This is a genomic window from Phenylobacterium ferrooxidans (genome assembly GCF_042714595.1).
In the GTDB taxonomy this organism is placed as follows: domain Bacteria; phylum Pseudomonadota; class Alphaproteobacteria; order Caulobacterales; family Caulobacteraceae; genus Phenylobacterium; species Phenylobacterium ferrooxidans.
The window spans coordinates 1-25,557 of the sequence record NZ_JAOTJD010000004.1 but is presented as its reverse complement, the minus strand read 5'-3'; the positions used below and the strand labels follow the sequence as shown (position 1 = coordinate 25,557).

Genomic DNA, 25,557 nt, shown 5'->3' with positions numbered 1-25,557 from the left:
GTCTGATGCACGAATATGATGCGAATGGTGCGTCTTCCGCCACCTTTCGCCCGCGCCTAACCTTTTGCTGAGAACCCGCTCAAGGAAGGAAAAACCCATGTCCGCAAACTCGTTACAGTCGTTCCTGGATGGCGTTAAGTCGAAGTGGGGCCCGCTGACAAGCGAGCTTGTCGCGGACTGCCGCGATCTCTTGGAAGACCTCCTTGAGGCCTCGCCCTCTGAGGAATGGCTCGCTGCGCTGCATGCCAATCGCTCACCAAACGAAGAACTGTACAGAGATCCCGAGCATGGATTTGTCCTGCTCGCCCACACCGAGCAGGCCGGCCTCTACCGGCCGCCCCATGACCACGGCCGCGGCTGGGTGATCTATGCAATGCAGCAGGGCGAAATCGAGATGGGCGCCTATGGCCGGATCGAGGCGCCAGACGGCGAGGTGCGCCTGGTGAAGCGCAACAGCACCCTCGTGCGCGCCGGTCAGGTTCAGGTCTACCTGCCAGGCGATATCCACGACACGCGCTGCATGACCAGCTCCGCCCTGGTTTTCCGCTTCACTGAACGGGACCTCCGTGTCGAGGATCGGCAGGAGCACCGCGTCACGCGCTATGTCGACCGGGAGGGTGTCTGGACCACCGACAGGTCGTGACCAGCGTGGTCGCCGCAGAACAGGCGCCGGCAGACCCAGGCTCGGGTTTGCCGCAGCCGGGGCGAACGGTCGCGGTCGTTTGCGTGCTGACCGCCATGAGCCTGGTGGTGCTGGACGCCGGGATGGCCAATGTGGCCTTGCCGTCGATGGCGAGTTCGCTGCAAGCGCCGCCCGCGACGGTGGTCCTTGTCGTCACCGCCTATCAGACCGCGCTCGTCATGGCGCTCCTGCCTTGCGCCGCGCTTGGCGAGTGGCTTGGCTATCGCCGGATATTCACGGCGGGGGTCGCCATTTTCACTGTGGCGTCGGCGCTCTGCGCTCTTGCGCCGTCGCTGCCCTGGCTGATCACGGCGCGGTTCCTCCAGGGCCTTGGCGGCGCCGCGGTGATGGCGTTGGGCGTGGCGCTCCTCCGCGTCTCGGTCCCTCAGGGTCGGCTTGGCGCGGCCGTTGGCTGGAACGCGCTTACCGTCGCCTTATCTTCCGCCGCGGCTCCCGCCCTGGGCGCTTTCATTTTGGCCGGCTTGGGCTGGCCCTGGCTCTATTGGGTGAACCTTCCGATGGGCGCCTTGGCGCTCGCCTGCTCCCGCGCCCTGCCGGCGGCCAAAGGCGCGGGGCGACCGGTGGACCCGCTCAGCGTCGCGCTGAACGGTTTGACCTTCGGGTCGCTGGTCATCGGGGCGGAGATGGCGCCAAGGCAGCCGCATATGGGCGCTCTGGTCTTGGCCTTGGGCGTCCTGAGCCTGTTGGCGCTGCTCCGCCGGGAAATGCCGAAGGCGGCTCCGATGGTCCCCCTTGATCTGCTGCGCGGCAAACCATTTCGAATCTCGGTGATCGCGTCGGTTTGCTGTTTCGCTGGCCAGACAACCGGCTTGGTGGCGCTTCCGTTCTACCTGCAGCACGAGCTTGGTCAGACGCTGCTCACGACCGGGCTGTACATGACAGCCTGGCCGCTGAGCGTCGCCGCAGCCGCTCTGGCGGCGGGTCGTCTGGCCGACCGCGCCCCCACCGCCTGGCTCTGCGCCCTGGGCGGGACTTGTCTCGCCCTTGGCTTGGCGGCGATGGCCCTTGTGCCGCTGGAGGGCGGGCCCAGGCTACTTGTTCCGTTCGTGATGATCTGCGGACTGGGCTTTGGCCTGTTCCAGACCCCCAACAATCGCAACATGTTCCTGTACGCGCCTGTGGAAAGGAGTGGCGCGGCCGGCGGCATGCAAGGCACCGCCCGCCTGACGGGCCAAACGGCCGGCGCCGTTCTGATGACACTGCTCTTCGCGGCGACCACCATCGACGCCGCCCCGCGCATCGGCTTTGGAATCGGCGCCGTGCTGGCCCTGCTCGCGAGTGGGGTGAGCCTCCTGGGGCTCGCCCCGCGCCGCGGATCGACGAGATGGCGACGGTCCGTCGCCTCGCATTTGTGAGCGGTCTAGGGGCTAGAGCTTAGGCGAGTCCGTCGAGGGGGCCGGGGCGGCCGGGGCCTCCGGACCTATGGGCGCAACCGGCGCGTCGGGCGGGGTCTCGGCGGTAGGCGCCTCAGCCCCTTCCGGCAGGGTCCCGTCTGCGGGTAGTTCGGGGATGGTCAGGTCCTCGGTCGCGATCGGGGGCGCTTCCACCAGCGCGGCCTTGGGGCGGTCGCGGTTGACGGCGTAGGAGACGAACTCCTTCCAGATCTTAGCGGGCAGGCCGCCGCCGACCACGCCGTTCATGGAGGCGTTGTCGTCATTGCCGACCCAGACGCCGACGACGAGATCGCCGACATAGCCGATGAACAGGGCGTCCCGGTAATCCTGGGTGGTGCCTGTCTTGCCGAAGGCGCCGGGCATGGCGGCCTCGATGCCGGTGCCGCGCTGGGTGGCCGAGCGCAGCAGGTCGCGCATGCCGGCCAGCTCGGCCTTGCCCAGCTTGCGGACAGTCTTGGGCTTGCGGAAGCTGGCTAGGCCGTGGGGGACGACCGGCGCCTCGCCCGCGTCGATGGCGGCGTAGGCGGCGGTGAGCTGGACCAGGCTCATGGGACCGGTGCCCAGGGCCAGGGTCAGGTCGTTGGGGATCGGTTCGGTGACGCCCAGGTCGCGCGCCGTGCGAACGATGTCGCCGCGGCCGACCTCCTTGGCCAGGCGCACGGCGGCCACGTTGGAGGAGCCGGCGAAGGCGGTGATCAGGGGCACCATGCGGCCGGCGTATTTCACCTCATGGTTCTTGGGCTTCCAGCCCGAAACCTCGACGGGGGCGTCGAGGATCGGACTGGTGGGCGTCCAACCCTCGCGCAGGGCGGCGAGGTAGACGAAGAGCTTGAAGGCCGAGCCCGGCTGGCGGGCGGCGTCGGCGCGGTTGAACTGGCTGACCTTGTAGTCGCGGCCGCCCACCATGGCGACGACACGGCCATCGGTGCGCATGGCGACAAGCGCCCCCTGGCCGGCGTTCAGCGCCTTGCCGTCACGGTCCAGGGCGCGGGCCAGGATCTTCTCGGCCTGGGCCTGGAGATTGGTGTCGAGGGTGGTCTTGACCACGGTCTCGCCGTAGCTCGCCTCCATCGCCGCCTTGGCCTGGGGGATCACCCAGTCGGCGAAATAGGAGCCGGTGGGGATGGGCTTGCGGCCACCATAGGGACGCACGCCCCGGGCGGCGCTCCTAGCCTGGGCCTTGGTGATCAGGCCGGTATCGGCCATGGCGCCCAGGACGATCCGCATGCGCTCGCGCGCGCCTTCCAGATTTTCGGTGGGCGCCAGACGCGAGGGGGCCTTGACCAGGCCGGCCAGCATGGCCGCCTCGCCGATGGACAGCGTCTCCGGCGTCTTGTCGAAGTAGTGCCGGGCGGCGGCCCGCAGGCCAAAGGCGCCGTCGCCGAAATAGACCGAGGACAGGTAGCGCGACAGGATCTCGTCCTTGGAGAGGCGAGCCTCCAGATAGACGGCGATGATCGCTTCCTGAGCCTTGCGGCGCAGGGTGCGCTGGCTGGACAGGAAGGCGTTCTTGGCCAGCTGCTGGGTGATGGTGGAGCCACCCTCGGCCACGCCACCGGCCCGGGCGTTGGCGTTCATGGCCCGGGCGATGGCCTTGGGGTCGACGCCCATGTGGCTGTAGAAGCGCCGGTCCTCGATGGCGATGAACGCGCCGGAGACGTACTTCGGCAGCTTGGCGACCTCGACAGGCTCTTCCTTGTAGGAGCCGCGCTTGGCGATGGGCCGGCCGTCGGCGGCCACCAGGACCAGGGTCGGATTTTCCAGCGGCTCCAAGGCCTGACCCAGCGGCAGGGAGCCCACCAGCCAGACCATGAAGATGAGGAGCAGGGCTGCGACCCCGGCCCCGATCTGCCAGGGCCGGCGCATCCACAACGGGGGGGCGCCGTCGCCGGCGGCGGTCACAGGGCTGGGACCGACCTCAGGTTCCGGCGCCGGCTGGGGCGTGATCTCGGGCTCGGGGTCTGGGTCGACCTCCGGAACCAGCTCCGGCTCCGGCTCAGGCTGCGGCGTGACCTGCGGCTCCGGCTCAGCGTCCGGTTCAGGCTCGGACTCCGGTTCGGGCGCTCCAGCGGACTCAGCGTCTTCGTCGGTGAATTCAGACTCTGGAAGAGCCTGCGCCTCCGACGACTGTTCCGGCGACGTCTCATCCCCCGGCGCCAGCTCCGGCGGCGGAGCCTTGTCGGGCTCGGGCGGATCGACCTCGGGGTCGTTGTCGGACATGCACGTCGCATTCAATCGGGCGCGGCCCGGGGGAGCGGCGTCCATACCACATGGGTGTGGGGCGCCAAGCGTGGCCGGAGCCAGGTGAGAGCTCCGGCGGAACGCCGAGGCGCGCCGGTCGTTGCAGCTTCACCCATTCCAAAGGAGCTCCCATGCGACTGATCCTGACCCTGGCGGCCGTTTCGGCCCTGGCGCTCTCCGCGGCCGCCTGCAGTGACAAGCCCAACGCCACCGGCGCCGCCATGCCCGACACCGATTCGGTGGTCGGAACCGGCGCGGCCACGGCCCCTGACGCCGGCGTCACCGGCGCCGTGCCCGCCGACGGCTCCCCGCCCCCGATGCAAGCCACCTCGCCGGCCGCCGAAGGCGCTGGCGTCGGCACGAGCGGCGGTCAGGGCGCCGGGAGCGGCACGACCACGCCCTAACCGGAACCTCCATCGCGGCCGCCCGTTCGTGGCGCACGATGGCCCGGCTGATAATTCGTCACGAGACCCGCTATCTCTATGAGCGGCCGGTGGGCTTTGGCCTTCACCGGCTGCTGCTGAGGCCGCGCGACAGCCACGCCACGCGCGTGGTGGAAGCCTCGATGGGCCTGTCACTGCGGGCCTCCAAGCGGTGGGTCTATGACGCGCTCGGGAACTGCGTCTGCCTGATGACGCCGGAGGGGCGGTCGCAGGAGCTGACGATCGTCAGCCAGCTCACCATCGAACGGTTTCCGGCCCCGCTGGCCCCGCTGCGGATCGACAATCCTCACACCGCCATGCCCATCGTCTACGACCGTGGCGACCGCACGATCCTGGATCCCTTCATCGACCCCGCGAGCGACGATCCCAACGGCATGTTGCTGGACTGGGTCCGCGCCCATGCGGGCGGCCCCTATGAGCCGGCTCTGGACTTTCTGCAGCGGCTGAACCGCTACATCCACCAGCACTTCGACTACCGCCAGCGCGACGAAGAGGGCACCCAGACGCCCGCCTTCACCGTGACGATGGGTTCGGGCACCTGCCGTGACTTCGCCTGGCTGATGGTGGAGGCGCTGCGGCGACTGGGCTACGCCGCGCGCTTCGTCACCGGATATCTCTATTCGCCGCATCATTCGAGCGTGCGGGGCGCAGGCGCCACCCATGCCTGGTGCGAGGTCTTCCTGCCCGACCTTGGCTGGCTGGAGTTCGACCCCACAAACGGCCTCGCGGAATCGGCCGACCTGATCCCGGTGGCCGTCAGCCGCACGCCCGAGGGGGCCACGCCGATCAGCGGCGTGATCCTTGGGGACCCGGGCAAGAGCGAGCTGTCGATTCACGTAGATGTGCGACCCGCCGACCCGCAGATGGAGGCGGCTTAAGCGTTAGGGGTTCGGGAGGACGAACCATGACCACAGGCTTCCATCAGCAAGACCCCAACATCAACTTCAGCGTGCCCCGCTCCGCGCCCAAGCCGCAGCACGGCCGAGCGCCGGACCAGAAGGTGGTGAAGGTGAATGAACAGAAGTCCATCCATCCGCGCCCAGGGCACTAAGGCCTTCATATTCCTCGCCGTGCGGGAGGAGGAAACACCTGGGTCCGACTCTGCTTAAGCTCCCCTCTGACGCCCTTTGGCGTTGGAGCCCGCACTCTTGCCCATCGGCCGCCGACCATGACCTTCACCCCGCGCCGCGCGGTGCTGACCTTGGGGGTGACCCAGACGATCGGCTATGCCTGTTCGAGCTACCTGCCCGCCACCCTGGCCAAGCCGATGGCCGCCGATGTGGGGATGTCCACCACGGGGGTGTTCCTGGCGTTTTCCGCGGCGCTGCTGCTGCAGGCGGTGACCGGCCCGCGTGTCGGCAAGCTGGTGGACCAGAGGGGTGGACGTCCGCCTCTCACCACCGCCAGCCTGCTGTTCGCCGCCGGCCTGGTCGGCCTGGCGATCTCCGAAACCCCCGTGGCCTTGATCGCATCCTGGCTGATCATCGGCCTGGGCATGTCGGCTGGCCTTTACGACATCGCCTTCGCCGGCCTGGTGTCCTGGTTCGGGGTCGACGCGCGCCGGTCCATCACCGGCGTGACCCTGATCGCCGGGTTCGCCAGCACGATCGGCTGGCCGCTCACCGCCTGGCTGGAGCACGAGATCGGCTGGCGCGGCGCCTGCCTGGTCTGGGCCGCGCTCAACCTGATGGTCGCCCTGCCCCTCCATCTCAGCCTGCCTCGCGCCCCGGCGCCACGTCCGGCGCCCGCCAGCGACGCCCCACCGGTCAGCGACGCGCCCGCGCCGGGCGACACCTCGAAGATGGTGCTGATGGCGTGCGCCTTCGCGGTGCTTGCGGCCATCGGCTCGGCGATGTCGGCGCATCTTCCGCCCCTGCTGAACGCGCTCGGTGTCGGCCCGGCCGCGGCCGTGGGCGCCGCAGCCCTGGTGGGTCCGGCCCAGGTGGCCGCGCGGCTGGCCGAGTTCGCCCTGGTGCGCCGCATCCACCCCCTGGTCTCGGGCCGGGTGGCGGTGGCCATGTTCCCCATCGGCGCGGGCCTGCTGATCGCCTTCGGCGCCATCGCCGCGGCCCCCTTCGCGATCCTCTACGGCGCGGGAAACGGGCTTTTCACCATCGTGCGCGGGGCCCTGCCGCTGGCCCTGTTCGGGGAGCGCAACTATGGGCGGCGGCTTGGCGTGCTCAACGTGCCGTCCCGGTTGCTGCAGGCGGTGTCGCCCTTCGTGTTCGCCCTGATGATCGAACGCTCGGCCAACCTGGCCCTGGCGGTGATGGCGGCAGGGTCGGTGCTGGCCTTTGGCGCGCTCTTGCTTTTGCGGAAACCGGCGGCCTGAGCGCGTCCCTTCGTCGCCAGGGGTTTCCCTGCTCCGGGACTCTGCTAGACCGGACGGATTGAATTTATCCGTTATTAAAAGGGAGAGCCCGCGCGGCTTTTCACTGCCCTGCGCGCGCGGGCCGGACGCCATTGGAAGAAAAAATCATTAGGGACGAACTGGAAGCGATCGGCGAAGCCGCCGCTCCGGAAGAAGAGACGATGGAGGCCAAGGAAGCGGCCTATGAAAAATTCGTCTGGGACAATCTGAAGCGTAACTATATCGGCAACTACCTGCACGGCATGCTGGGCATGACGGGCTTCCGGCTGGTCAATGCGCCGACCTTCCTGCCCGCCTATCTGCACATGATTTCCGGCTCCAACACCATCGTGGGCCTGGGCCTGGCCCTGCAGCAGGTCGGCAGCATCGTCTCGCCCATCGTCGGCGCCACCCAGATCGAGCATCGCACCAAGGTGATGCCCGCCGCCATGTGGATGGGGGGCCTGGCGCGGCTGCAGATCCTGGGCATGGCCGCCTCGGGTTGGCTGCTGTCGGGTCAGTCCCTGGTGATCGCGATCCTGGCCTTCATGTTCATGTTCGGCCTGTTCATGGGCGCCCAGCGCGTCGTGTTCGGCCTGCTGATGGCCAAGGTGATCCCGCTCAGCCGCCGGGGCCGACTGCAGGCCTGGCGCAACGCCACGGGGGGGCTGATCGCCGCCGTCCTGGCCTATTTCGCAGGGCGCTATTTCGTCGGGGCCAACCTGTTCGGCAACGGCTACGGCGTCACCTTCATCTTCGCCTTCGTGCTCACGAGCCTTGGTCTGTCGGCCCTGAACCTGCTGCTCCGCGAGCCGGAACCGCCGACCCTGCGCGCCCAGACCAAGCTGCGCGATCGCATCAAGGACTTCCCCGCCCTGATCGCGTCGGACCGGGGCTACATGTACTTCCTGATCGTGCAGATGCTGGCCACGGCCGGCCGCCTGGCGGTGCCCTTCTACATCATCTACGCCGGCACCACGATCGAGCTCAACGGCCGCAACCTGGGCCTGCTGTCCCTGGCCTATCTGGGCGCTGACACCCTCTCCAACCTGCTCTGGGGCTATATGGGGGACAAGACCGGCTTCCGGCGCATCCTGCTGGTGTCGCTGGTGATCTGGATCGCGGCCACCGTGCTGCTGATGAATGTCCACCTGATGCCCCTGACCTTCCTGGCCTTCTTCGGCCTGGGGGCGGCGCAGTCGGGCTACATGATGGCCGCCCAGACCATGATCCTGGAGTTCGGATCTCGCGACGAGATGCCCATGCGGATCGCCATCTCGGCCACCGCCGAGGGCATCATGGCCGCCATCGGCCCCCTGGCCGGCGGGATCATGGCCAGCACCCTTGGCTTCCCGGTGGTGTTCGGCGTCTCGATCGGCTTCCTGGTGGCGGCCCTGCTGCTGCTGATCGTGGCGGTGAAAGAGCCGCGGACGGCCCGGGTCGGGCGGATCTAGGCCGCCAGCCTGGCCCGCGCCGCCTCGGCGATGCGGGCTCGGGCCATCTCGTTGGCCACCTCGTGGGTGGGGCGGCGCTCGGCGATGGAGCGGGCCAGGACCTCGTCGAGAGTCTCGGTGAGGCGGTCCAGCTTGGCCGCCACCCAGGCCGCGTCGAAGGCGGTCCCGGCCTCGAGGGCGGCGATCTCGGCGGCGACGTTGATGATGCCGCCGCCGTTGATCACATAGTCCGGCGCATAGAGCATGCCGCGCTCGAAGAGGGCGCGGCCCACCTCGGGCGTGGCCAGCTGGTTGTTGGCGCCGCCGGCCACGATGCGGGCCTTCAGCCGCGGCAGGGTCTCGGCGTTGATGGCGCCGCCCAGGGCGCAGGGCGCGAAGACGTCGGCCTGGACCTCGAAGATGTCGGCGGGACTGACGATCTTGGCGCCCGTCCGCTCGGCGACCGCGCGCAGGGCCTCGGGGTTGGTGTCGGTGATCACCAGCCGGGCGCCGGCGGCGTGCAGCTTGTCGGCCAGGTAGGCGCCGACATGGCCGACCCCCTGGATGGCGACGGTGATCCCGGCCAGGTCGCGGTTCAGGGCCCTGCGCACGCTGAGCGCCACGCCGCGGAACACCCCCTCGGCGGTGACCGGGGACGGATCACCCGAGGCGGCGGCATGGCCCTCCAGACCGGCCACGAAGCGGGTTTGGCGGCGCGCGTGCATCAGGTCGGCCGGAGAGACGCCGACATCCTCGGCGGTCCAGTAGCGGCCCCCCACGGCGTCCACGGCCCGGCCAAAGGCCTCGAACAGGGCCGGTGTCTTCTGGGTGGGGCTGTCGCCGATGATCACGGCCTTGCCGCCGCCCAGGGGGATGTCGGCCATGGCGTTCTTGTAGGACATCGCCCGCGACAGCCGCAGGGCGTCCTCGAGCGCCAGGTCGGCGCTGGCATAGGGCCACATGCGGCAACCGCCCGCCGCCGGGCCCCGGGCGGTGGAGTGCACCGCGATGATGCACTTGAGGCCGGTTTTCTCGTCGAAGAACGCGTTGACGCTCTCATGCCCCTCGAAGGCGGGGTGATCGAACAGGGTCATGCTGAGAACACGCTCAAAGTGGGGAAGGATTTACCCGGCTCTACCCCTGCGCGTTCCATCTCACAACCCCGGCGATGTGGTGGCCTGGGCGCTCTGGCGCCTCGGCTTGGGGATGGGCGGGGCGCCGGAGGGCAAGGGGGCCTCGGGATCGCGGACATAGGTCAGGATGTCCTCCCACACCTTGGGACCCTGGTGATCGCGGGTCATCAGGTGCCAGCCGCGCTCGTAATAGACGGTGCGGTCGCCGGGCTTCAGGCGGCTGGCGGCCTCGAAGGCCGGGCGCTTGGGAATGATCTCGTCATGGGCGCCGTAGAGATAGAGGGCCGGGACCTTGATCTGACCGGTCGCATGGTAGGCCCGCTCCATCATCGCCACCAGGCCAAAGAGGGTGTCTGACCGGGCGCCCCAGACCATCAGCGGGTCGCGGCCCATGGCCTTGAGCTCCTCGCGGTTGTCGGTGGGGGCGACGCGCTTGGTCAGCCAGTCCGGCGGGACGTAGACCTTCGACCCGGTCAGCCGCGCGGCGAACCACAGGGTGGTCTTGTACGGCAGGGGCTGGGACGACCAGCCCCAGACGGCGGGCGACAGCAGCACCACGCGGTCGGCGGTGGGGGGGCGATCGGAGGCGAAGGCCTGGACGGTGACCGCGCCGCCCATGCTCTCGCCCGCGACGACGATCACCGCCTTGGGGTGCCTGGCGCGGACCACGGCGGCGATGGTGCGCAGGTCCTCCACCATCAGCTCGTCACCGCCCCAGATGCCCCGGTGGGGGGAACGGCCGAAGCCGCGCTGGTCGTAGGCGTAGGTGGTCACCCCCTGGCTGGCCCACCAGGGCGCGGCCAGGTGGAAGGCGTTGGCGTAGTCGTTCATGCCGTGGACGCCGATGATCACCGCCCAGGGTTCGGGGGTATCGGCCGCCCAGGTGGTCAGTCCCAGGGGCGCGCCGTCGAAGCTTATGAAGCGTTCGCCCTCCAGCCGGGGGCCGGAGAAGGCGGCGGGCGGCGTGCCGGCCTGCTGCACCATCAGCGGCGTGCAGGCGGTGAGCATCATGGCCGACAGGAGGACGAGGAGGCGCTTCACGGCTCTAGAATGGCTTGGACCCTTTGGCGAAGATAGGGCGTAACCTCGGCTTCGAACCAGGGGTTCCTGCTCAGCCAGGCGGTGTTGCGCCAGGACGGGTGCGGCATGGGGAGATAGTGCGGCAGGTAGTCCCGCCAGGCCCGCACCGTCTCGGTCATGTTTACTTTCGCGCGCTCACCCAGCGCCCAGGCCTGGGCGTAGCCGCCCACCAGCAGGGTCAGCTCCATCGCCGGCAGGGCGGCCATCAGCCGTGGCCGCCAGAGCTGGGCGCAGCGCGGCGGGGGCGGGTAGTCGGCGCCCTTTGGGCTGGTCCCGGGGAAGCAGAAGGCCATGGCGGCGACCCCGATCTCGGGCCGGCCGTAGAAGGTCTGCGCGTCGATCCCCATCCAGGTGCGCAGGCGCACGCCGGAGGGATCGGTGAAGGGCGTGCCGCTCTCATGCACCCGGCGGCCCGGCGCCTGGCCGACGATCAGCAGCCGGGTCCTGGGGCTCACCATCACCACCGGCCGCGGCGTATGGGGCAGATCGCCGGCGCAGGCCCGGCAGGCGGCGATGTCGGCGAGGACGGTGGGCAGGGACATTGGGCCTATCTAGGAACGACAGGCCCGAGCGCCAGCTAGACCTCAGTCTCGCCCGGCGCTTCCACCACCGGCGTCTCGGCCGCCTTGGCCAGGGCCGCCGCGCGCTCGTCGTCGGTGGGGAGGCGCAGGCGGTAGACGCCCTTGAAGGTGTCGGGGTCGGCGGGCTTGTTGTGGCGCAGGACGGTGAGGCGGCCCTGGCGGGCGAGGCCGCGGGCGGTGGCGCGGACGTGTCCGGTCAGGCGCTGCCAGCGCTCGCTGTCGGCGGCGCGGGCCACCTCCTCCGAGGAGGCGGACTTGCCGGGCGGCAGCTTGCCGACGATCTCCAGGATCACGGCCTCCATGTCGATGCTCATGGTCAGCCGCCCCGCTTCAGGGTCTCGCGGGCGATCACCACCTGCTGGATCTGGCTGGTGCCTTCGTAGATCCGGAAGATGCGCACGTCGCGGTAGAAGCGCTCGATCCCGTAGTCGGCGACATAGCCCGCCCCGCCGAAGATCTGCACCGCGCGGTCGGCGACCCGGCCCACCATCTCGGAGGCGAAGTACTTGGCGGCGGCGGCCTCCATGGTGACGCTCTCGCCGGCGTCGCGCTTGCGGGCGGTCTCCATGACCATGGACCTGGCCACCAGGGTTTCGGTCTTGCAGTCGGCGATCATGCCCTGGATCAGCTGGAAGGCGGCGATGGGCTGGCCGAACTGCTTGCGCTCATTGGCGTAGGCCACGCAGTCGGTGAGCAGCCGCTCGGCCACGCCGACGCAGACCGCCGAGATGTGCAGGCGGCCGCGGTCCAGGACCTGCATGGCCACCTTGAACCCCTCGCCTTCCCGGCCCAGGCGGTTCTCCACCGGCACCCGGACATTGTCGAAGTTCACGTCGCAGATGTGGGCGCCCTGCTGGCCCATCTTCTTCTCGGGCTTGCCGACGGTCAGGCCCGGCAGATTGCGCTCCACCAGGAAGGCCGAGACGCCGCCGGCGCCCGGCTTGGTGGCGTCGGTGCGGGTCATGACCGTGAAGAGGTCGGCCTTGTTGGCGTTGGTGATGTAGCGCTTGGAGCCGTTGAGCACGTAGTGGTCGCCGTCCAGCACGGCCCGGGTCTGGACCGCCGCGGAGTCCGACCCCGCCTCCGGCTCGGTGAGCGCGAAGGAGGTGATGATGTCGCCGGACGCGATGCCCGGCAGGTATTTCGCCTTCTGCGCCTCGGTGCCGAACATCACCAGACCCTGGCTGCCGATGCCGACATTGGTGCCGAAGGTGGAGCGGAAGGCCGGGCTGGTGCGGCCAAGCTCCACGGCCACCAGGCACTCGTCCTCCATGGAGAGGTCCAGGCCGCCATACTCGGCGGGGATGGAGAGGCCAAACAGGCCCAGCTCCTTCATCTCGCTCACCAGCTCGGGGGGCATGGCGTCCTCTTCGGAGACCTTGGCCTCCAGGGGGCGCAGGCGTTCGGAGACGAAGCGGCGGACCGTGTCGATCAACTGTTCGCGGGTTTCCAGGTCGAGGGCCATGGTGTCTCTCTCGGCTCTATTTGCAGGTGATCTTGTCGTCGGCGACCTCGGCCACCGCCGACAGGGTGACGGCGATGATGGGGTCCGACCACATCTCGTAGTTCGTCCCGCCGCCCGGCACGGCGCAGACCTGGGCCTTGCGCTTGGCGAGCTTGCCGGAACGGATGGCGGTGAGTTCGGCCTCATAGCTGACCGCGTGCGGCAGGCCGTTCCAGATCTTCAGGAAGGACTGCTTCTTGGCCGCCGAACCATCGACGGCGAAGGCCACCTTGCCGGGCGCGACCGCCTTGTAGGTGTCGGGGGCGCCGTCGGGCAGGGCCATGTCGACATGGCCGGTCTCGACGGCTTCAAGGACCGGCTTGCCGCCGGCCACGTCAAGGGTGGCGCGCTGGCCCGACATGACCTGGACGGCGTCGCCGATCAGCTTGGTGTGAGGGTCGAAGCCGGCTGCGATCAAGGCTTCCACGAGGGTCGGCGGCTTCTTCGGCGCTCCAGCGGCCGGCGCAGGCCCGCCGGCCAGGGGCGGAGCGGCGGCGGGCGCGGTCTTGACCGGCGCGTCCTGGGCGAAGGCCGGACCGGCGAAGGCCAGGGCGGCGGCGAGGACCAGGGGACGGATCATGCCTTGGCCAACGCCAGGGCCGAACCTTGGCCGACGCCGACGCACATGGTGGCCAGGGCTCGGTCGCCACCGCTCTGGTGCAGCGCGCGGGCGGCCGTCAGCGCCAGGCGGGCGCCGGACGCGCCGAGCGGATGGCCGATGGCGATCGCGCCGCCGTGGGCGTTCACGTGCTCGGCGTCGTCGGCCAGGCCCCAGGCGCGGGTGCAGGCGAGCGCCTGGGCGGCGAAGGCCTCGTTCAGCTCGATGACGTTGAAGTCGCGGGGCGTGACGCCCAGCCGGGCGCACAGCTTCTCCACCGCCGGGACCGGGCCCACGCCCATGATGCGCGGCGCGACGCCCCCCGAGGCGGCGCCCTCGATGCGGGCGAGCGGTTCGAGGCCCAGCCTCTGGACCATCTCGGCCGAGGCCAGCAGCAGGGCCGCGGCGCCGTCATTGACGCCGGAGGCGTTGCCGGCGGTGACCGTGCCGCCCTCGCGGACTATGGGCTTGAGACCCTGCAGGGCGGCCAGGGTGGTGTCGGGGCGCGGATGCTCGTCCTCGCTGACGACGATGTCGCCCTTGCGGTCCTTGATGGTCAAAGGCGCGATCTCGCCGTCGAAGAAGCCCTTGGCGCGGGCGGCGCCGACGCGGGCCTGGCTGCGCTGGGCGAAGGCGTCCTGGTCCTCGCGGTTGATCTGGTAGTCGGTGGCGACGTTCTCGGCCGTCTCCGGCATGGCGTCGACGCCGTATTCCTTTTTCATCTGCGGGTTCACGAAGCGCCAGCCGATGGTGGTGTCGTACATCTCCGGGGTGCGGGAGAAGGCGCTGTCGGGCTTGGCCATCACGAAGGGGGCGCGGCTCATGCTCTCCACGCCACCAGCGATGATCAGGTCGGCCTCGCCCGCGGCGATGGTGCGGGCGCCGGCGATGACCGCGTCGAGCCCTGAAGCGCAGAGGCGGTTGACGGTCATGCCGGGCACGGTGGACGGCAGGCCCGCCAGCAGCAGGGCCATGCGGGCGACGTTGCGGTTGTCCTCGCCGGCCTGATTGACGTTCCCATAGATCACCTCGTCCACCTGCCCCCAGTCGAGCTTGGGATAGGCGGCCATCAGGGCCTTCAGCGGATGGGCGGCGAGGTCGTCGGCGCGCACCTTGGAGAGCGCCCCCGCATAACGGCCGATCGGGCTGCGCAGGCCTCCACACAGATAGACAGTCCGGCCTTGCATGATCTCTCTCCGCCACTTAGGTCGCCTTGCGGCGTCGCCCGTTCGAGGCGGCAAACTAGTGTTTGGATCGGCGGCGGGCAAACGCTTCCGGAGTTGTGGGGAGCGCATATGGACGGCACCGAAGCAGAGACCGATTCCTGGGTGCACCTCGTGGTCCAGGGCGGCGAGTGGGCCGGCTGGTCGATGTACGGCAACGACCCCTTCGAGGATCACGCCGGGCCCTTCTACTACCGTATCGCCGAGGACGGCCGCCCGGTCTGCGCCATGCGGCCCGAGCACAAGCACATGAACGGCGGCGGCTTCATGCATGGCGGGGCGTTGATGACCTTCGCCGACTACTGCCTGTTCGTGATCGCCCGCGACGCCCTGAAGGACAGCCGCAGCGTGACCGCCACCTTCAACAGCGAGTTCGTCGGCGCGGTGCCGGAGGGCTCCCTGCTGGAGTGCCGGGGCGAGGTGGTGAAGGCCGGCCGCAGCATGGTGTTCGTGCGCGGGATCATGACGGTCGAGGGCGACGCGGTGCTGAGCTTCTCGGCCGTGCTGAAGAAGACCGCGCCGAGGACCTGATGACCTACACCCTCTCGGTCCTCGACCTCTCCCCGGTGAGCGGGAGCAACACCCAGGCCCAGGCGGTGCGCGAAAGCCTGGAGGTGGCCAAGGCCGCCGAGCGGCTGGGCTATCACCGCTTCTGGGTGGCCGAGCATCACAATATCGGCGGGCTGGGCTCGCCGGCCCCGGAGATCCTGATCGCGGCCGCCAGCCAGATTACCTCGACGATCCGGCTGGGCTCGGGCGGGGTGATGCTGGTGAACTACAGCCCCCTGAAGGTGGCCGAGGTGTTCATGGAGCTGGAGGCCCTGGCGCCTGGCCGCATCGACCTGGGCGTGGGCCGGGCGCTCGGCACAGATCAGCGGACCGGCGGCGCGCTGAGATCATCAGGCTCCGAAGCCTTCCCGCAGTATTTCGCCCTGCTGTCGGCCTGGCTGCTGGACGCCTCGGGGGCGGAGCCGATCACCGACGCCCATCCTGCCCGCGAGATCCACGCCAATCCGGCCGGCCCCTCGCACCCCGACCTCTTCCTGCTCTGCACCTCGGTGGAGAGCGCGCTGTTCGCCGCCCAGGCGGGCGTCGGCATGGTGTTCGCCGAGTTCATCGCTCGCGCCGACGGCGGTCCGGCGGTGGCGGCCTACAAGGGGAACTTCCGGCCGTCGGTGTTCCGCGCCGAGCCCTGGGCCGGGATCGCCACCATCGCGCTCGCCGCCGAGACCAGCGCCGAGGCCGAGCGGCTGGCCGCCCCGATGCGGGCCGGCAACCTCGCCACCCTGGACGGCGGCCGGCGCCGCTTCACCTCCATCCCCGAGGCCCAGGCCTTCCTGGCCGAGCGGGCGGACGATCCGCGACTGGCGGGCGTAATGGCGCGCTCCATCGTGGGCGATCCCGCGACCGTAAAGGCGCGGCTGGACGGCAAGGCGGCGAGCACCGGCGCGGACGAACTGTTCGTGATGGCGGTAGGACCCGACCTCGAGAGCCGCATCCGCTCACTCGAGTTGATCAAGTCCGCCTAGTGGGCGTGTTCCATGGCCGGCGCCTTCGCTGGCGCATCGGCCAGCCGCGCCTCGATGCGCGCCAGGCCGAAGACTGAGCGCCAGCCCTTCCTGTCGCCGCTGGAGGCGACGCGCCAGGGGGCTTCCTTGTCGGGCAGGGGCTTGCCGTCCACGTGGTCGGCGAGGATCACCACGTCGTCGTGGAAGTCCTTGTCCAGTTCGGCCAGCGAATAGACCGCCTGGAAGCCGTCCTTGCCGGTCATGACGACATAGGCTCGCAGCGGGTCGCCGTGCAGCCTGGGCCCCACCGGCAGGCCGCCGGCCCGCAGGACGTAGGTCAGGATCGGGCCCTCATAGGTCCGGGCGCCGCTTTTCACCTCGGCGCGCGGCAGGTCGGCGAGGTCGGCGGGGGTCAGGACCTTGGTCTTGCCGCCGGGGTCCACCACCGTCAGGGACTGGGCGAAGGCCGCGACGGGGGCGACCGCCAGGGCCAGGGCGAGAAGGAGCGCCCTCATTGGCCGAACAGTTCGCGGGGCATGGCGCCCACCACGGCGGCGGTCATGCAGGTGGCCAGGAAGCCGGCGACCAGAGCCTTCCAGACCATGCCGATGATCTCGTTGCGGCGCTCGGGCATCAGGACGCCCATGCCCGAGACGGTGATCCCGACAGAGCCGACATTGGCGAAGCCGCACAGGGCGTAGGTCATGATCATGCGGGTGCGCTCGGTCATCTCGCCGGCCGGGACCGCGCCCAGCTGGATGAAGGCGATGAACTCCGTCAGCATCAGCTTCACCCCCAGCAGGTAGCCCGCCTTGAGGGCCTCGTCCCAGTGGATGCCCAGGGTCCAGGCCAGGGGCGCGAAGACCACGCCCAGGATGCGCTCGATGGTGAGCGGCGATCCCAACACGTCCGGGAAGACCGTGAGCACGCCGTTGCCGATGGCCACGAAGGCCACGAAGACGATGAGGATGGCCGAGATGTTCAGCACCACGGTGAGGCCATCCATGGTGCCTTTGGAGATGGCGTCGATCGCACTGTCATACTTCAGAAGAGAATTGTAGTCGGCGTAGAAGCCCCCCTGCCCCGGCTTCTCCGGCACCATGATGCGGGCCAGCAGGATGCCGGCCGGGGCCGAGATGATCGAGGCCACCAGGACGTGGGCCGCGGCGTTGGGCAGGGCGTCCTTCAGGATGGTGGCGTAGGCCACCATGGTCGAGCCGGCGACGGTGGCCAGGCCCACGACGATCATCAGGAACAGCTCCGAGCGGGTCAGCTTGTCCAGGAAGGCGCGGATGACGATGGGGCTCTCGATCATGCCGAGGAAGATGTTGGCGGCCACGGCCAGGGCCGAGGCGCCGCCCAGGCCCATGGTCTTCTGGAAGATGAAGCCGAAGCCTCGGGTGATCCATTTGAGGATCTGCCAGTGCCACAGCAGGGCCGAGAGGGCCGAGATCACCAGGATCAGGGGGAGGACCTGGAAGGCGAAGACGAAGAGGCCGCCGGGGTTGGTGACGGCGTAGGGCTGGGCCCCGCCGCCCATGTAGCCGAAGACGAACTGGGTGCCCTGGGCGGTGGCGGCGGCCAGGCCGTCGACGCCGTCGTTGAGGGCCTGGATGAACCCCTGGGCGCCGGGCAGGCCAAACAGCAGCAGGACCAGGGCGACCTGGACGAAGATGGCCCCCAGGGCCAGCTTCCAGGGGAAGCGGCTGCGGTCTTCCGACAGGGCCCAGCAGACGGCCAGGGTCAGGGCGATGCCCACCAGGCTCTGGGCGTTCTCCAGACGAAACATGCGGTTAGACCCCAGCGCCGGGACTCACCGGCCGGCCCCCCTATTGAGGCGAACCCCGGGGCGGAGGCAACTGTGGTGGCCGTCGCGGATGGAAGAAAAGGCGCCTTGCCTGGGTTGACGTCCATTAAATTGTACACAATATGATTTTACACAATCAACACGGAGATGACCCATGCCCGCCCTCTATTCCACCCAGGCCCGCGCCGTCGGCGGCCGCGCCGGCCATGTCGAAAGCCTCGATGGCCTGCTGAAGGTCGACCTGGCCCTGCCCAGGGAGATGGGCGGCAAGGGCGGGGCGACCAACCCTGAGCAGCTGTTCGCCGCCGGTTACGCCGCCTGTTTCGAGAACGCCGTGCGGTTCCTCGCCGGGCAGCAGAAGATCGCGCTCACCGGCGCGGCGGTGACCACCACGGTCGAACTGCACCCGCGCGCGGAGGGCGGCTTCCGCCTGGGGGTGGCGCTGGATGTGGAGACCCAGGGCCTGGACCAGGCGGCCGCCGAGGCCCTGGTGGCCACGGCCCACCAGGTGTGCCCCTATTCGAATGCGGTTCGCGGCAATGTCGATGTTGCGATAACCGTAAGGGCGCAATGAGTCCCAAAGCCACCAAGACCACCGACGACCGACGAACGCCGACAAGTGACCGTCGGGGTGTCGCGGAACAGCTACGTCTCGATAACCAGCTCTGCTTCGCCCTCTATGCGGCGACGGGGCTGGTGACCCGGGCCTACCGGCCGCTGCTGGAGCCGCTCGGCCTGACCTATCCCCAGTACCTGGCCATGATGGCGCTGTGGGAAAAGGCCCCGCGCACGGTGAGCGACCTGGGCGAGGCCCTGGGCCTCGACTCAGGCACCCTCACCCCGCTGCTGAAACGCATGGAGGGGGCGGGCCTGGTGAGGCGGACCCGCGATGCGGCCGACGAACGCCGCGTGCAGATCACGCTTACCGACGTGGGCCAGGCCTTGCAGGAGAAGGCGGCGGGCGTGCCCCTCGCGCTCGCCTGCGCGCTGGATCTGCCGGGCGAGGAGATCGTGTCCCTGCGCACGACCCTGCAGGACCTGGCGCGACGGATGCGCGGGACGCAGGACTGAGGTCTCAATCGCCTGTCCCGCAGAGCCGGGCTTGGGTAGCTCAGCTCGCTCTCGACGGTGGCCGGCCGGAGACCGGCCGGAGACCGGCCGGATGACGGGTGGCGCTCCGTTCGACGGGCTTGGCTGTTCGTGAGGTTCGTGAGGTTCGTGGACGATCTTGAACCGCCTCGCGGCGTCGCGGCCTGAAGACTTGGAACCACGAACCTCACGAACGACACGAACGGTGGATCAAGCCCAGGTGTGCGCGATGAATCCAGGTCCGGCTGCGCCGGGATGAGCGGCGTGTCGGACAGGCCTGTCGCCCCCTCACCTGCACCGCAGGGTCCCTTCTCCCGCAAAAGGAGAAGGGACCCATGATCTTTAGGCCCCGGCCTGCTCGGCGGCCTTGGCCTTTTCCTTGGCGGCCATCTTGGCGATGAGGTCGCGGCGTTCGGCCAGGCCGCGGTGCAGTTCCACCAGGGTGGCGGCGGCGTGCTCGTTCCTCTGGATGGCGGCCCAGTAGGCGGCGACCTTGGGGGAGGCCGGGATGGGGTCTTCGACCCCGACGGTGGGGATCACGTTCTCCACCAGGAACAGGGCCGGGACCAGGGTGCAGTCGGCCATGGTCAGGCGACCGGAGACCGCGAAGCCATCGGTCCCGATGTAGTGCTCCAGCGCCTTGATCCCGCGGATCACCTGGCCCGAGAGCAGCTTGACGATGTCGGCGCTGCGGGTCGAGGCGCGGCCCTGGCCCGAGAGCATGAACATGTTGTTCATCAGGTAGATGTCGGCGATGCGCGACACCGTGCGGATGGCGGCGGTCTCGCGGGGCGTGGCGCCCAGCATCGAATTCTGGGGATAGATCTCCTCCAGGTACTCGGAGATCACCTCGGATTCCGGGATCACGTCGCCGCCCAGGTCGAGCACCGGGATGCGGGCCAGCGGCGAGGTCTTGTGGAACTCGCCGGTCAGGAAGCCCGGCGGCAGTTCGATGGCGATGTCGGAGATGCCCTTGGCGTAGATCTGCATCCGCACCTTGGCGGAATAGGGGGACAGGTCGCCGGAATAGAGCTTCATGAGATCGTCCTGGAAATCAGCGCCGCGAACGGCTGTTTGAATATGCGCTACAGCTAATGGCGTTCCGCCGGGGGTTCAATGGAGGGGCGACGTTCGCGGGTGCGATGGCCGGGCCGACCTTCGGCGGCCGAACGCGAGAAGATGACCTGCTAGGTAATGGCGTTGGGGCGGCCGATGCTGACGATGGACACACACCCACCGCAGGAAGCCCTCATGATCACCGCCCTCTCCCCGACCGACCTCGTCTTGCAGTTCATGAAACTCATGGAGGCCCTGGACTACGACGCGGGCCTCAAGCTGGTGTCCGACAGTTGCGAATACACCAACCCGCCGCCGCTCGGCACGGTGCGCGGGCCCGCCGGAATCCGGGCCGTGCTGGAGCCCTTCTTCGCCCCGACACGGGAGAATGACTTCCAGATCCTGCGGGCGGCGGCCTCGGGTCCCGTGGTGCTGCTGGAGCGGCTGGACCGGCACCTGTTTGGCGACAAATGGGTCGAGCTGCCGGTGACCGGCGTCTACGAGGTGCACGATGGCAAGATCACCTACTGGCGCGACTATTTCGACGCCGCGACGATCATGTCGCAATTGCCGGCGGCCTGAGGCGGCGGCCTTGACGAAGGTCGGGGGAAGCAGCTGAGGTCCATCCAGCCCCTCGGGATGACCGCAAGGTTGGAGAGCCCATGACCGTGCGAACCGAATTCGGTGCGAATTCGGTGACAGTGCATTTAATTCCCCTGGGAACTGAGAACCGGCATGTCAATTGAATGCACTGTCACCGTAATTCCCATCGCAATACACAGGGACCCAGGGGCGGAGCGCTCGGCCCCTGGGTGGCTGCTTCGCGCCGCCGCTTCGCGGTCCCGGATCAGCCTGACGGCTGTCCGGGATGACGGGGCTATTGTTCTAAGAGCGATCCCCCTACAGCTTGCGGGGGATCATCACCTGCATGGACTTGTAGCCCTTGACGAAGGTCGAGGGGACGCGCTGGGGCTCTTCGAGGACCTGGATCTCGGGGAAGCGGGCCAGGATTTCTTCCCAGATGATCTTCAGCTGCAGCTCGGCCAGGCGGTTGCCGACGCAGCGGTGGACGCCGAAGCCGAAGGACAGGTGCTGGCGGGGGCGTTCGCGGTCGATGATGAAGGCGTTGGGGTTCTCGATGACGCTGTCGTCGCGGTTGCCCGAGACGTACCACATGACGACGTTGTCGCCCTTCTTGATGGTCTTGCCGCCCAGCTCGTAGTCCTGGGTCGCCACGCGCTTCATGTGGGCCAGAGGGGTCTGCCAGCGGATGGTCTCCGACACCATCGAGGGGATGAGGTCGGGGTTGGCGCGCAGCTTGGCGAACTGGTCGGGGTTCTTGTTCAGGGCGTAGATCGAGCCGGAGATCGTGTTGCGGGTGGTGTCATTGCCGCCGATGGTCAGCAGGATGATGTTCCCCAGGTATTCGAACTGGTTCATGTCCTTGGTGGCCTCGCCGTGGGCCAGCATGGAGACCAGGTCGCCCTCGGGCGGCTTGGCCTTGCGATCGGCCCACAGGTTCAGGAAGTAGCCGGCATAGGCGGCCATCTCGGCGCGCTTTTCCTCCCAGGTGTCGACGACGCCGTCGCCGGGACGCGACATCACCATGTCCGACCAGCGGGTCAGGTTGCGGCGATCCTCCTGGGGCATGCCGAACAGGGTGGCCAGGGTCATGGCCGTGAGCTCCATCGAGACCTTGTCGACCCAGTCGAAGGGCTCGCCGATCGGCAGGTTGTCCAGGATCGTCCCGGCGCGCTCGCGGATCAGGGGCTCCATGATCTTCAGATTGTGCGGCGAGACCGCCGGGCTGACGGTCTTGCGCTGTTCGTCGTGCTTGGGCGGGTCCATGGCGATGAACATGGTCGGGCCCGCTCCGCCGCCGAAGGGGCCGCCGGTCATCTGGGCGCCGCTGGCCACCAGCTTGGCGATCATCTCCTCGCTCGGACCCAGGCTGATGCCGCCCTCCGACGAGAACACCGCGTGGTTGGTGTCGACCGCCATGATGTCGTTGTAGCGGGTGACCGCCCAGTGGGGTTCGAAGTCGCTGGCCGGCTGCCAGTGGACGGGATCCTCGGCCCGCAGGCGCTCGAAGTAGGGCCAGATGGCGTCGTCCCGGAAGAGCTTGGACTGGGCGACGTTCAGGCTCTCGATCGGCAGGGCATAGACCTCGTCGCGGGCGTCCTTGACCGCGTCCAGAGTGGCGCTCTCGCTCATCGGGTATTCCTCGCTTTAGCCAGGGCTTTCGAAGCCTGTTCTCCCACATTTCGCGGCTTGAACAGCGTTCGGCAAGGGCTAGCTGACGGGGGCGTCATTTTTGCGGGCCGGCGGGGTCGTTGACGGGTCCGGGCGGCGACGGTGTAGGCTCGCCCCATGGGTGGGATCATCGAGGCGCGCCGCGAACAGGCCGAGCGGCTGAGGGGCTATTTCGAGGTCCAGCTGCGGTTCGCCGAAGTCATCGCCGCCCGGACCTCGCGCGCGCTTTCGGAGACCTGCCTGGAGTTCACCAACCTGCACCGACGGTTTGGCCTGGGCCGGGCCGAGGTGGGGGCGCCCTCGGCGGGGTGGGCGCGCTACGCGGCGGGACTTGAGGACCGCGAGGCGGGACGCCTGGACTGGACCGTGGGCTTCTTCGCCCAGTCGGCGCCCGAGGCGAGCGGAGGGCCGCGGTTCGGCTGCTTCAGCTATGAGCTGGAGGAGGCCGGCGAGGTGGTGCGGATCCACTTCAGCAACCGCGACAGCGACGACGGCGTCGGGCCGCTGGCGCGGGCCAAGATCGACCGCCGCAGGTCCGAGCTGGCCGAGATGTTTCGCCATGTGCGCGCGCACCACCCGGCGGCGCGGACGGTGAAGGGCGGGTCCTGGCTCTACAATCTGGAGGCCTACCGCCGGCTGTTCCCGCCGCACTATGGCGCCTCGGCCTTCGAACCCGAGCGGGTCCGGCTGGACGGGACCTCCAGCTGGGGCCAACTGCTGGACTTTCGCGAGGCCGTGAAGCCCAACCTCCGCCAGGCCCTGCTCGACAACATGGCAGGCATGGATATCGCCGCGCCGTGGCGGGCTTTTCCCATGCGCGCCCTGGGCGCCCGGGCTTCAATCGAACCCTTCCACCAGTTCTACGGCCGCTAGAGGTCGGGCGGGCGGGCGAAAAAACCGGGGGCCGAGTCGCAGGACCCGGTGGCCGAGCGTCCTTGGAAGACGAAGACACCGCGGATGGAGACCGCCCGATGCCCCCCACCCTCACCGCCTTCAAGGCCTCCCCCGATCGCGGCCGGGGCCTGGCCCGCGACATGCGCGTCCGCTGGGCCTTCGAGGAGGTCGGCCAGCCCTATGAGGTGCGGCTGGTGACCTTCGCGCAGATGAAGGCGCCCGCGCACCTGGCCCTGCACCCCTTCGGCCAGATCCCGACCTATGAGGAGGGCGACCTGGCGATCTTCGAGTGCGGCGCCATGGTGCTGCATGTCGCCGAGCGCCATGCGGGCCTGCTGCCCGACGAGGCCAACGCCCGGGCGCGCGCCATCAGCTGGATCTTCGCGGCCCTGAGCACCCTGGAGCCGCCGATCACCGAGTGGGAGATCTCGAGGTTCACCGAGCGCGACAAGAGCTGGTTCGGCGAGCGCCTGGCCGCTGTCGAGGACCGCATCCGCACCCGGCTGGGCCAGCTTTCCAGCCGCCTGGGCGACGCTGACTGGCTGGACGGGGATTTCAGCGCGGGCGACCTGATGATGGTGTCGGTGCTGCAGCGGCTGGGCGGCTCGAGCCTGGTGGCGGAACACCCGAACCTGGCGGCCTACGTCGCGCGGGCGCAGGCGCGGCCGGCCTACCGGCGGGCGTTCGAGGCGCAGTACGCGGTGTTCCTGGCCGCGTCGAAGGGCTGAGGACCCGTCCACGCTTGACCTTGGACTCGACAATTCGCGCGCCCCGTTGTCGGATCGGCGTTCTCTGAAACGTCCTTGGAAGGACGAGGCGACGGAGGGCGATTCATGGAGGCAGGCGTAACCGACAAGACCGCCGGGGCGCGGTTCTGGCTACAGAGCATCGTGGCGCTGCTGGCGGGGTTCGCCGCGGTGGTGGTGCTGTCGCTGCTGGCCGACGCGGTGTTCCACCTGACGGGGGTGTTTCCCGCCAACGGCCAGGCGATGACCGAGGTGGGGGATAACCTGCTGGCGCTTTCGTACCGGATGGTGTTCGGGGCCTTCGGAAGCTACGTCGCCGCGCGGCTGGCGCCGGCCCGGCCCCTGCTGCACGCGCTGATCCTGGGCGCGGTGGGCGCGGCCCTGGCCATCCTCGGCGTGGCGACCACCTGGAACATGAACCTCGGGTCGCACTGGTATCCCATCGCCCTGGTGGTCACCGCCCTGCCCATGGCCTGGATCGGCGGGCTGTTGGGCCGCAAGGGCTGAGCCTTCTCCTCCCGCGCGAACGGGGGAGGAGAAGGCCTCTCGCCTAGGCGTAGTTGGCCAGCGCATTGCCCGAGGCGTCGCCGCAGCCGGAGCCGCCGTCGACGGGGATGATGGCGCCGTTGACGTACTTGGCCTGGTCCGAGGAGAGGAACAGGCACATGTCGGCGATCTCGTCCTTGGTGCCGTAGCGGCGCATCGGGTTGCGGCTCTTCACGCGCTCCTCGGCCTCGGCGGTCGGGGCCAGGCGGGCCATGCCCTCGGTGTCGGCGATGGGACCGGGCGAGATGGCGTTGACGCGGACACCGCCGGGGCCCCACTCGAGCGCCAGGCACTTGGTCAGCATGTTGATGCCCGCCTTGGCGGCGCAGACGTGGGACTGGAAGAGGCTGGCGCGCTCGCCCTGGCCGGCGGTGATGGAGATCAAGGACGCGCCCGGCCGACGCAGGAACTCGAAGGAGGCGCGCAGGACGTTGAAGGTGCCGATCAGGTCGATGTCGACGACGGTCTTGAAGCCGTTGGCGCTCATGCCCAGCGCCGGGGCCACGAAGTTGCCCGCCGCGCCCGACAGCACGATGTCGATTTCACCGAATTCCGAGTGGGTTCGCTTCAGCGCGGCCTCGACGGCGGCGTAGTCGCGGACGTCGGCGGCGATGCCGATGCAGGGCTTGCCGAAGGTGGAGACCTCCTTGGCGGCGGCGGCGATCTTCTCCTCGCTGCGGCTGATGATGACGACATTGGCGCCGGCGGCGGCGAAGCGCTTGGCGATGCCGAGGTTGATGCCGCTGGAGGCGCCGGCGACGAAGCAGGTCTTGCCGGCGAGTTGGGTGTCTTGGGCCATGGTGTTTCCTCTCGTTCTGTTGGGACGAGCTTAGGGCGGGGTTGCGGGGGGCGGAAGGGTGACCCGGCGTAGCGCTGCTCAAGATGCTCCCCTCCTGGGGCAGGGGAATCGCATATGGCGTTGGAGTCGAAATCTTAGGTCGAAGCGGATTCTGCAGATGTCTCCTTGGTGTTTGG

28 protein-coding genes are annotated in these 25,557 nt (G+C 69.0%); 15 read left to right on the top strand and 13 right to left on the bottom strand.

The genetic code is table 11. The features are described from left to right. Positions 1-97 precede the first annotated feature (97 nt). Positions 98-643 (top strand): hypothetical protein, encoded by a 546-nt coding sequence (locus OCL97_RS03300; protein ID WP_377367578.1) that lies wholly within the window; start codon positions 98-100, stop codon positions 641-643. Then, entirely contained in the window at positions 640-2,058 is a 1,419-nt protein-coding gene (locus OCL97_RS03295) for an MFS transporter (RefSeq protein WP_377367576.1), read from the top strand. The genes OCL97_RS03300 and OCL97_RS03295 overlap by 4 nt, the downstream gene beginning before the upstream one ends. Positions 2,059-2,070: 12 nt before the next feature. On the opposite strand, the gene OCL97_RS03290 is transcribed toward OCL97_RS03295, so the two are convergent. Further along, positions 2,071-4,317, bottom strand: a complete 2,247-nt coding sequence (locus tag OCL97_RS03290; RefSeq protein WP_377367574.1) for a transglycosylase domain-containing protein — start codon at positions 4,315-4,317, stop codon at positions 2,071-2,073. 152 nt (positions 4,318-4,469) lie between these two features. Here OCL97_RS03290 and OCL97_RS03285 point away from each other — a divergent pair, with 152 nt between their 5' ends. The 5 genes from OCL97_RS03285 (at position 4,470) to OCL97_RS03265 (ending at position 8,585) form a co-directional block, all read left to right on the top strand. After that, the gene (locus tag OCL97_RS03285) at positions 4,470-4,742 is read left to right on the top strand and encodes a hypothetical protein (RefSeq protein ID WP_377367573.1); all 273 of its coding nucleotides are present in this window, start codon (positions 4,470-4,472) and stop codon (positions 4,740-4,742) included. A gap of 38 nt (positions 4,743-4,780) precedes the next feature. Beyond that, positions 4,781-5,659, top strand: coding sequence for a transglutaminase family protein (locus OCL97_RS03280; protein ID WP_377367572.1), 879 nt, complete (start codon positions 4,781-4,783; stop codon positions 5,657-5,659). Positions 5,660-5,685: 26 nt separating this feature from the next. Next, entirely contained in the window at positions 5,686-5,832 is a 147-nt protein-coding gene (locus tag OCL97_RS03275; RefSeq protein ID WP_377367571.1) for a hypothetical protein, read from the top strand. A gap of 117 nt (positions 5,833-5,949) precedes the next feature. Further along, positions 5,950-7,113: an MFS transporter gene (locus OCL97_RS03270; RefSeq protein WP_304781954.1), complete on the top strand. Its 1,164-nt coding sequence runs from the start codon at positions 5,950-5,952 to the stop codon at positions 7,111-7,113. Between the two features lie 200 nt (positions 7,114-7,313). Then, positions 7,314-8,585 carry an MFS transporter gene (locus tag OCL97_RS03265; protein ID WP_377367570.1) on the top strand — a complete coding sequence of 424 codons (1,272 nt, stop codon included), beginning with the start codon at positions 7,314-7,316 and terminating at the stop codon, positions 8,583-8,585. Here the strand turns inward: OCL97_RS03265 and OCL97_RS03260 are convergent. Genes OCL97_RS03260 through pcaF form a run of 7 tightly spaced genes read right to left on the bottom strand, consistent with a single transcriptional unit; the run spans position 8,582 to position 14,647 of the window. Continuing rightward, entirely contained in the window at positions 8,582-9,658 is a 1,077-nt protein-coding gene (locus OCL97_RS03260) for a Glu/Leu/Phe/Val dehydrogenase dimerization domain-containing protein (protein ID WP_377367568.1), read from the bottom strand. The two genes, OCL97_RS03265 and OCL97_RS03260, sit on opposite strands and share 4 nt — an antisense overlap. Positions 9,659-9,718: 60 nt before the next feature. Beyond that, complete coding sequence (locus OCL97_RS03255; protein ID WP_377367566.1) at positions 9,719-10,738, bottom strand: alpha/beta fold hydrolase; 1,020 nt, start codon at positions 10,736-10,738, stop codon at positions 9,719-9,721. Beyond that, complete coding sequence (locus OCL97_RS03250; RefSeq protein WP_377367564.1) at positions 10,735-11,319, bottom strand: uracil-DNA glycosylase family protein; 585 nt, start codon at positions 11,317-11,319, stop codon at positions 10,735-10,737. The genes OCL97_RS03255 and OCL97_RS03250 overlap by 4 nt, the downstream gene beginning before the upstream one ends. A 35-nt stretch (positions 11,320-11,354) precedes the next feature. Further along, a complete protein-coding gene (locus OCL97_RS03245) occupies positions 11,355-11,672 on the bottom strand; it encodes a DUF3253 domain-containing protein (protein WP_377367562.1) in 318 nt (105 codons plus the stop codon). A gap of 2 nt (positions 11,673-11,674) precedes the next feature. After that, entirely contained in the window at positions 11,675-12,823 is a 1,149-nt protein-coding gene (locus tag OCL97_RS03240; protein ID WP_377367560.1) for an acyl-CoA dehydrogenase family protein, read from the bottom strand. Between the two features lie 16 nt (positions 12,824-12,839). Further along, a complete protein-coding gene (locus OCL97_RS03235; RefSeq protein ID WP_377367558.1) occupies positions 12,840-13,442 on the bottom strand; it encodes a hypothetical protein in 603 nt (200 codons plus the stop codon). Continuing rightward, the gene (gene pcaF, locus OCL97_RS03230; RefSeq protein WP_377367556.1) at positions 13,439-14,647 is read right to left on the bottom strand and encodes a 3-oxoadipyl-CoA thiolase; all 1,209 of its coding nucleotides are present in this window, start codon (positions 14,645-14,647) and stop codon (positions 13,439-13,441) included. The genes OCL97_RS03235 and pcaF overlap by 4 nt, the downstream gene beginning before the upstream one ends. Positions 14,648-14,755: 108 nt before the next feature. Here pcaF and OCL97_RS03225 point away from each other — a divergent pair, with 108 nt between their 5' ends. Together OCL97_RS03225 and OCL97_RS03220 are read left to right on the top strand one after the other, a co-directional pair. Further along, positions 14,756-15,214, top strand: a complete 459-nt coding sequence (locus OCL97_RS03225) for a PaaI family thioesterase (RefSeq protein WP_377367554.1) — start codon at positions 14,756-14,758, stop codon at positions 15,212-15,214. After that, positions 15,214-16,212, top strand: a complete 999-nt coding sequence (locus tag OCL97_RS03220) for an LLM class flavin-dependent oxidoreductase (RefSeq protein ID WP_377367552.1) — start codon at positions 15,214-15,216, stop codon at positions 16,210-16,212. The genes OCL97_RS03225 and OCL97_RS03220 overlap by 1 nt, the downstream gene beginning before the upstream one ends. Here the strand turns inward: OCL97_RS03220 and OCL97_RS03215 are convergent. Beyond that, positions 16,209-16,706 (bottom strand): hypothetical protein, encoded by a 498-nt coding sequence (locus OCL97_RS03215; RefSeq protein WP_377367550.1) that lies wholly within the window; start codon positions 16,704-16,706, stop codon positions 16,209-16,211. The genes OCL97_RS03220 and OCL97_RS03215 overlap by 4 nt on opposite strands. Beyond that, positions 16,703-17,980: a NupC/NupG family nucleoside CNT transporter gene (locus OCL97_RS03210; protein ID WP_377367548.1), complete on the bottom strand. Its 1,278-nt coding sequence runs from the start codon at positions 17,978-17,980 to the stop codon at positions 16,703-16,705. Before OCL97_RS03210 ends, OCL97_RS03215 begins: the two co-directional genes overlap by 4 nt. Before the next feature lie 172 nt (positions 17,981-18,152). On the opposite strand from OCL97_RS03210, the gene OCL97_RS03205 reads away from it, so the two are divergent. Next, entirely contained in the window at positions 18,153-18,572 is a 420-nt protein-coding gene (locus tag OCL97_RS03205; protein WP_377367546.1) for an organic hydroperoxide resistance protein, read from the top strand. Continuing rightward, a complete protein-coding gene (locus OCL97_RS03200) occupies positions 18,569-19,069 on the top strand; it encodes a MarR family winged helix-turn-helix transcriptional regulator (protein WP_377367544.1) in 501 nt (166 codons plus the stop codon). The genes OCL97_RS03205 and OCL97_RS03200 overlap by 4 nt, the downstream gene beginning before the upstream one ends. A 360-nt stretch (positions 19,070-19,429) precedes the next feature. Here OCL97_RS03200 and OCL97_RS03195 read toward each other — a convergent pair whose 3' ends face one another. Further along, positions 19,430-20,125, bottom strand: a complete 696-nt coding sequence (locus OCL97_RS03195) for a glutathione S-transferase family protein (RefSeq protein ID WP_377367542.1) — start codon at positions 20,123-20,125, stop codon at positions 19,430-19,432. Between the two features lie 213 nt (positions 20,126-20,338). Here OCL97_RS03195 and OCL97_RS03190 point away from each other — a divergent pair, with 213 nt between their 5' ends. After that, entirely contained in the window at positions 20,339-20,725 is a 387-nt protein-coding gene (locus OCL97_RS03190; protein WP_377367540.1) for a limonene-1,2-epoxide hydrolase family protein, read from the top strand. 318 nt (positions 20,726-21,043) lie between these two features. Here the strand turns inward: OCL97_RS03190 and OCL97_RS03185 are convergent, their stop codons facing one another. Then, complete coding sequence (locus tag OCL97_RS03185) at positions 21,044-22,357, bottom strand: cytochrome P450 (protein WP_377367538.1); 1,314 nt, start codon at positions 22,355-22,357, stop codon at positions 21,044-21,046. A 156-nt stretch (positions 22,358-22,513) separates the two neighbouring features. On the opposite strand from OCL97_RS03185, the gene OCL97_RS03180 reads away from it, so the two are divergent. The 3 genes from OCL97_RS03180 (at position 22,514) to OCL97_RS03170 (ending at position 24,543) form a co-directional block, all read left to right on the top strand. Beyond that, entirely contained in the window at positions 22,514-23,269 is a 756-nt protein-coding gene (locus OCL97_RS03180; RefSeq protein WP_377367536.1) for a hypothetical protein, read from the top strand. 98 nt (positions 23,270-23,367) lie between these two features. Next, on the top strand, positions 23,368-24,018 hold the full coding sequence (locus OCL97_RS03175) for a glutathione S-transferase family protein (protein WP_377367534.1): 651 nt from the start codon (positions 23,368-23,370) through the stop codon (positions 24,016-24,018). A 105-nt stretch (positions 24,019-24,123) separates the two neighbouring features. Continuing rightward, complete coding sequence (locus OCL97_RS03170; RefSeq protein ID WP_377367532.1) at positions 24,124-24,543, top strand: hypothetical protein; 420 nt, start codon at positions 24,124-24,126, stop codon at positions 24,541-24,543. Between the two features lie 43 nt (positions 24,544-24,586). On the opposite strand, the gene OCL97_RS03165 is transcribed toward OCL97_RS03170, so the two are convergent. After that, on the bottom strand, positions 24,587-25,381 hold the full coding sequence (locus OCL97_RS03165; protein WP_304781883.1) for an SDR family oxidoreductase: 795 nt from the start codon (positions 25,379-25,381) through the stop codon (positions 24,587-24,589). Positions 25,382-25,557 lie beyond the last annotated feature (176 nt).

Bases quoted from the DNA above. Each gene is read 5' to 3' on its own strand.
- OCL97_RS03175 (WP_377367534.1), top strand. From the start codon at position 23,368: ATGCCCCCCACCCTCACCGCCTTCAAGGCCTCCCCCGATCGCGGCCGG.
- OCL97_RS03210 (WP_377367548.1), bottom strand. From the start codon at position 17,980: ATGTTTCGTCTGGAGAACGCCCAGAGCCTGGTGGGCATCGCCCTGACC.
- OCL97_RS03205 (WP_377367546.1), top strand. From the start codon at position 18,153: ATGCCCGCCCTCTATTCCACCCAGGCCCGCGCCGTCGGCGGCCGCGCC.
- OCL97_RS03225 (WP_377367554.1), top strand. From the start codon at position 14,756: ATGGACGGCACCGAAGCAGAGACCGATTCCTGGGTGCACCTCGTGGTC.
- OCL97_RS03185 (WP_377367538.1), bottom strand. From the start codon at position 22,357: ATGAGCGAGAGCGCCACTCTGGACGCGGTCAAGGACGCCCGCGACGAG.
- OCL97_RS03250 (WP_377367564.1), bottom strand. From the start codon at position 11,319: ATGTCCCTGCCCACCGTCCTCGCCGACATCGCCGCCTGCCGGGCCTGC.
- OCL97_RS03285 (WP_377367573.1), top strand. From the start codon at position 4,470: ATGCGACTGATCCTGACCCTGGCGGCCGTTTCGGCCCTGGCGCTCTCC.
- OCL97_RS03280 (WP_377367572.1), top strand. From the start codon at position 4,781: ATGGCCCGGCTGATAATTCGTCACGAGACCCGCTATCTCTATGAGCGG.
- OCL97_RS03245 (WP_377367562.1), bottom strand. From the start codon at position 11,672: ATGAGCATCGACATGGAGGCCGTGATCCTGGAGATCGTCGGCAAGCTG.
- OCL97_RS03180 (WP_377367536.1), top strand. From the start codon at position 22,514: ATGGGTGGGATCATCGAGGCGCGCCGCGAACAGGCCGAGCGGCTGAGG.
- OCL97_RS03235 (WP_377367558.1), bottom strand. From the start codon at position 13,442: ATGATCCGTCCCCTGGTCCTCGCCGCCGCCCTGGCCTTCGCCGGTCCG.
- OCL97_RS03260 (WP_377367568.1), bottom strand. From the start codon at position 9,658: ATGACCCTGTTCGATCACCCCGCCTTCGAGGGGCATGAGAGCGTCAAC.
- OCL97_RS03270 (WP_304781954.1), top strand. From the start codon at position 5,950: ATGACCTTCACCCCGCGCCGCGCGGTGCTGACCTTGGGGGTGACCCAG.
- OCL97_RS03220 (WP_377367552.1), top strand. From the start codon at position 15,214: ATGACCTACACCCTCTCGGTCCTCGACCTCTCCCCGGTGAGCGGGAGC.
- OCL97_RS03240 (WP_377367560.1), bottom strand. From the start codon at position 12,823: ATGGCCCTCGACCTGGAAACCCGCGAACAGTTGATCGACACGGTCCGC.
- OCL97_RS03170 (WP_377367532.1), top strand. From the start codon at position 24,124: ATGGAGGCAGGCGTAACCGACAAGACCGCCGGGGCGCGGTTCTGGCTA.
- OCL97_RS03215 (WP_377367550.1), bottom strand. From the start codon at position 16,706: ATGAGGGCGCTCCTTCTCGCCCTGGCCCTGGCGGTCGCCCCCGTCGCG.
- pcaF (WP_377367556.1), bottom strand. From the start codon at position 14,647: ATGCAAGGCCGGACTGTCTATCTGTGTGGAGGCCTGCGCAGCCCGATC.
- OCL97_RS03190 (WP_377367540.1), top strand. From the start codon at position 20,339: ATGATCACCGCCCTCTCCCCGACCGACCTCGTCTTGCAGTTCATGAAA.
- OCL97_RS03300 (WP_377367578.1), top strand. From the start codon at position 98: ATGTCCGCAAACTCGTTACAGTCGTTCCTGGATGGCGTTAAGTCGAAG.
- OCL97_RS03275 (WP_377367571.1), top strand. From the start codon at position 5,686: ATGACCACAGGCTTCCATCAGCAAGACCCCAACATCAACTTCAGCGTG.
- OCL97_RS03165 (WP_304781883.1), bottom strand. From the start codon at position 25,381: ATGGCCCAAGACACCCAACTCGCCGGCAAGACCTGCTTCGTCGCCGGC.
- OCL97_RS03195 (WP_377367542.1), bottom strand. From the start codon at position 20,125: ATGAAGCTCTATTCCGGCGACCTGTCCCCCTATTCCGCCAAGGTGCGG.
- OCL97_RS03265 (WP_377367570.1), top strand. From the start codon at position 7,314: ATGGAGGCCAAGGAAGCGGCCTATGAAAAATTCGTCTGGGACAATCTG.
- OCL97_RS03200 (WP_377367544.1), top strand. From the start codon at position 18,569: ATGAGTCCCAAAGCCACCAAGACCACCGACGACCGACGAACGCCGACA.
- OCL97_RS03290 (WP_377367574.1), bottom strand. From the start codon at position 4,317: ATGTCCGACAACGACCCCGAGGTCGATCCGCCCGAGCCCGACAAGGCT.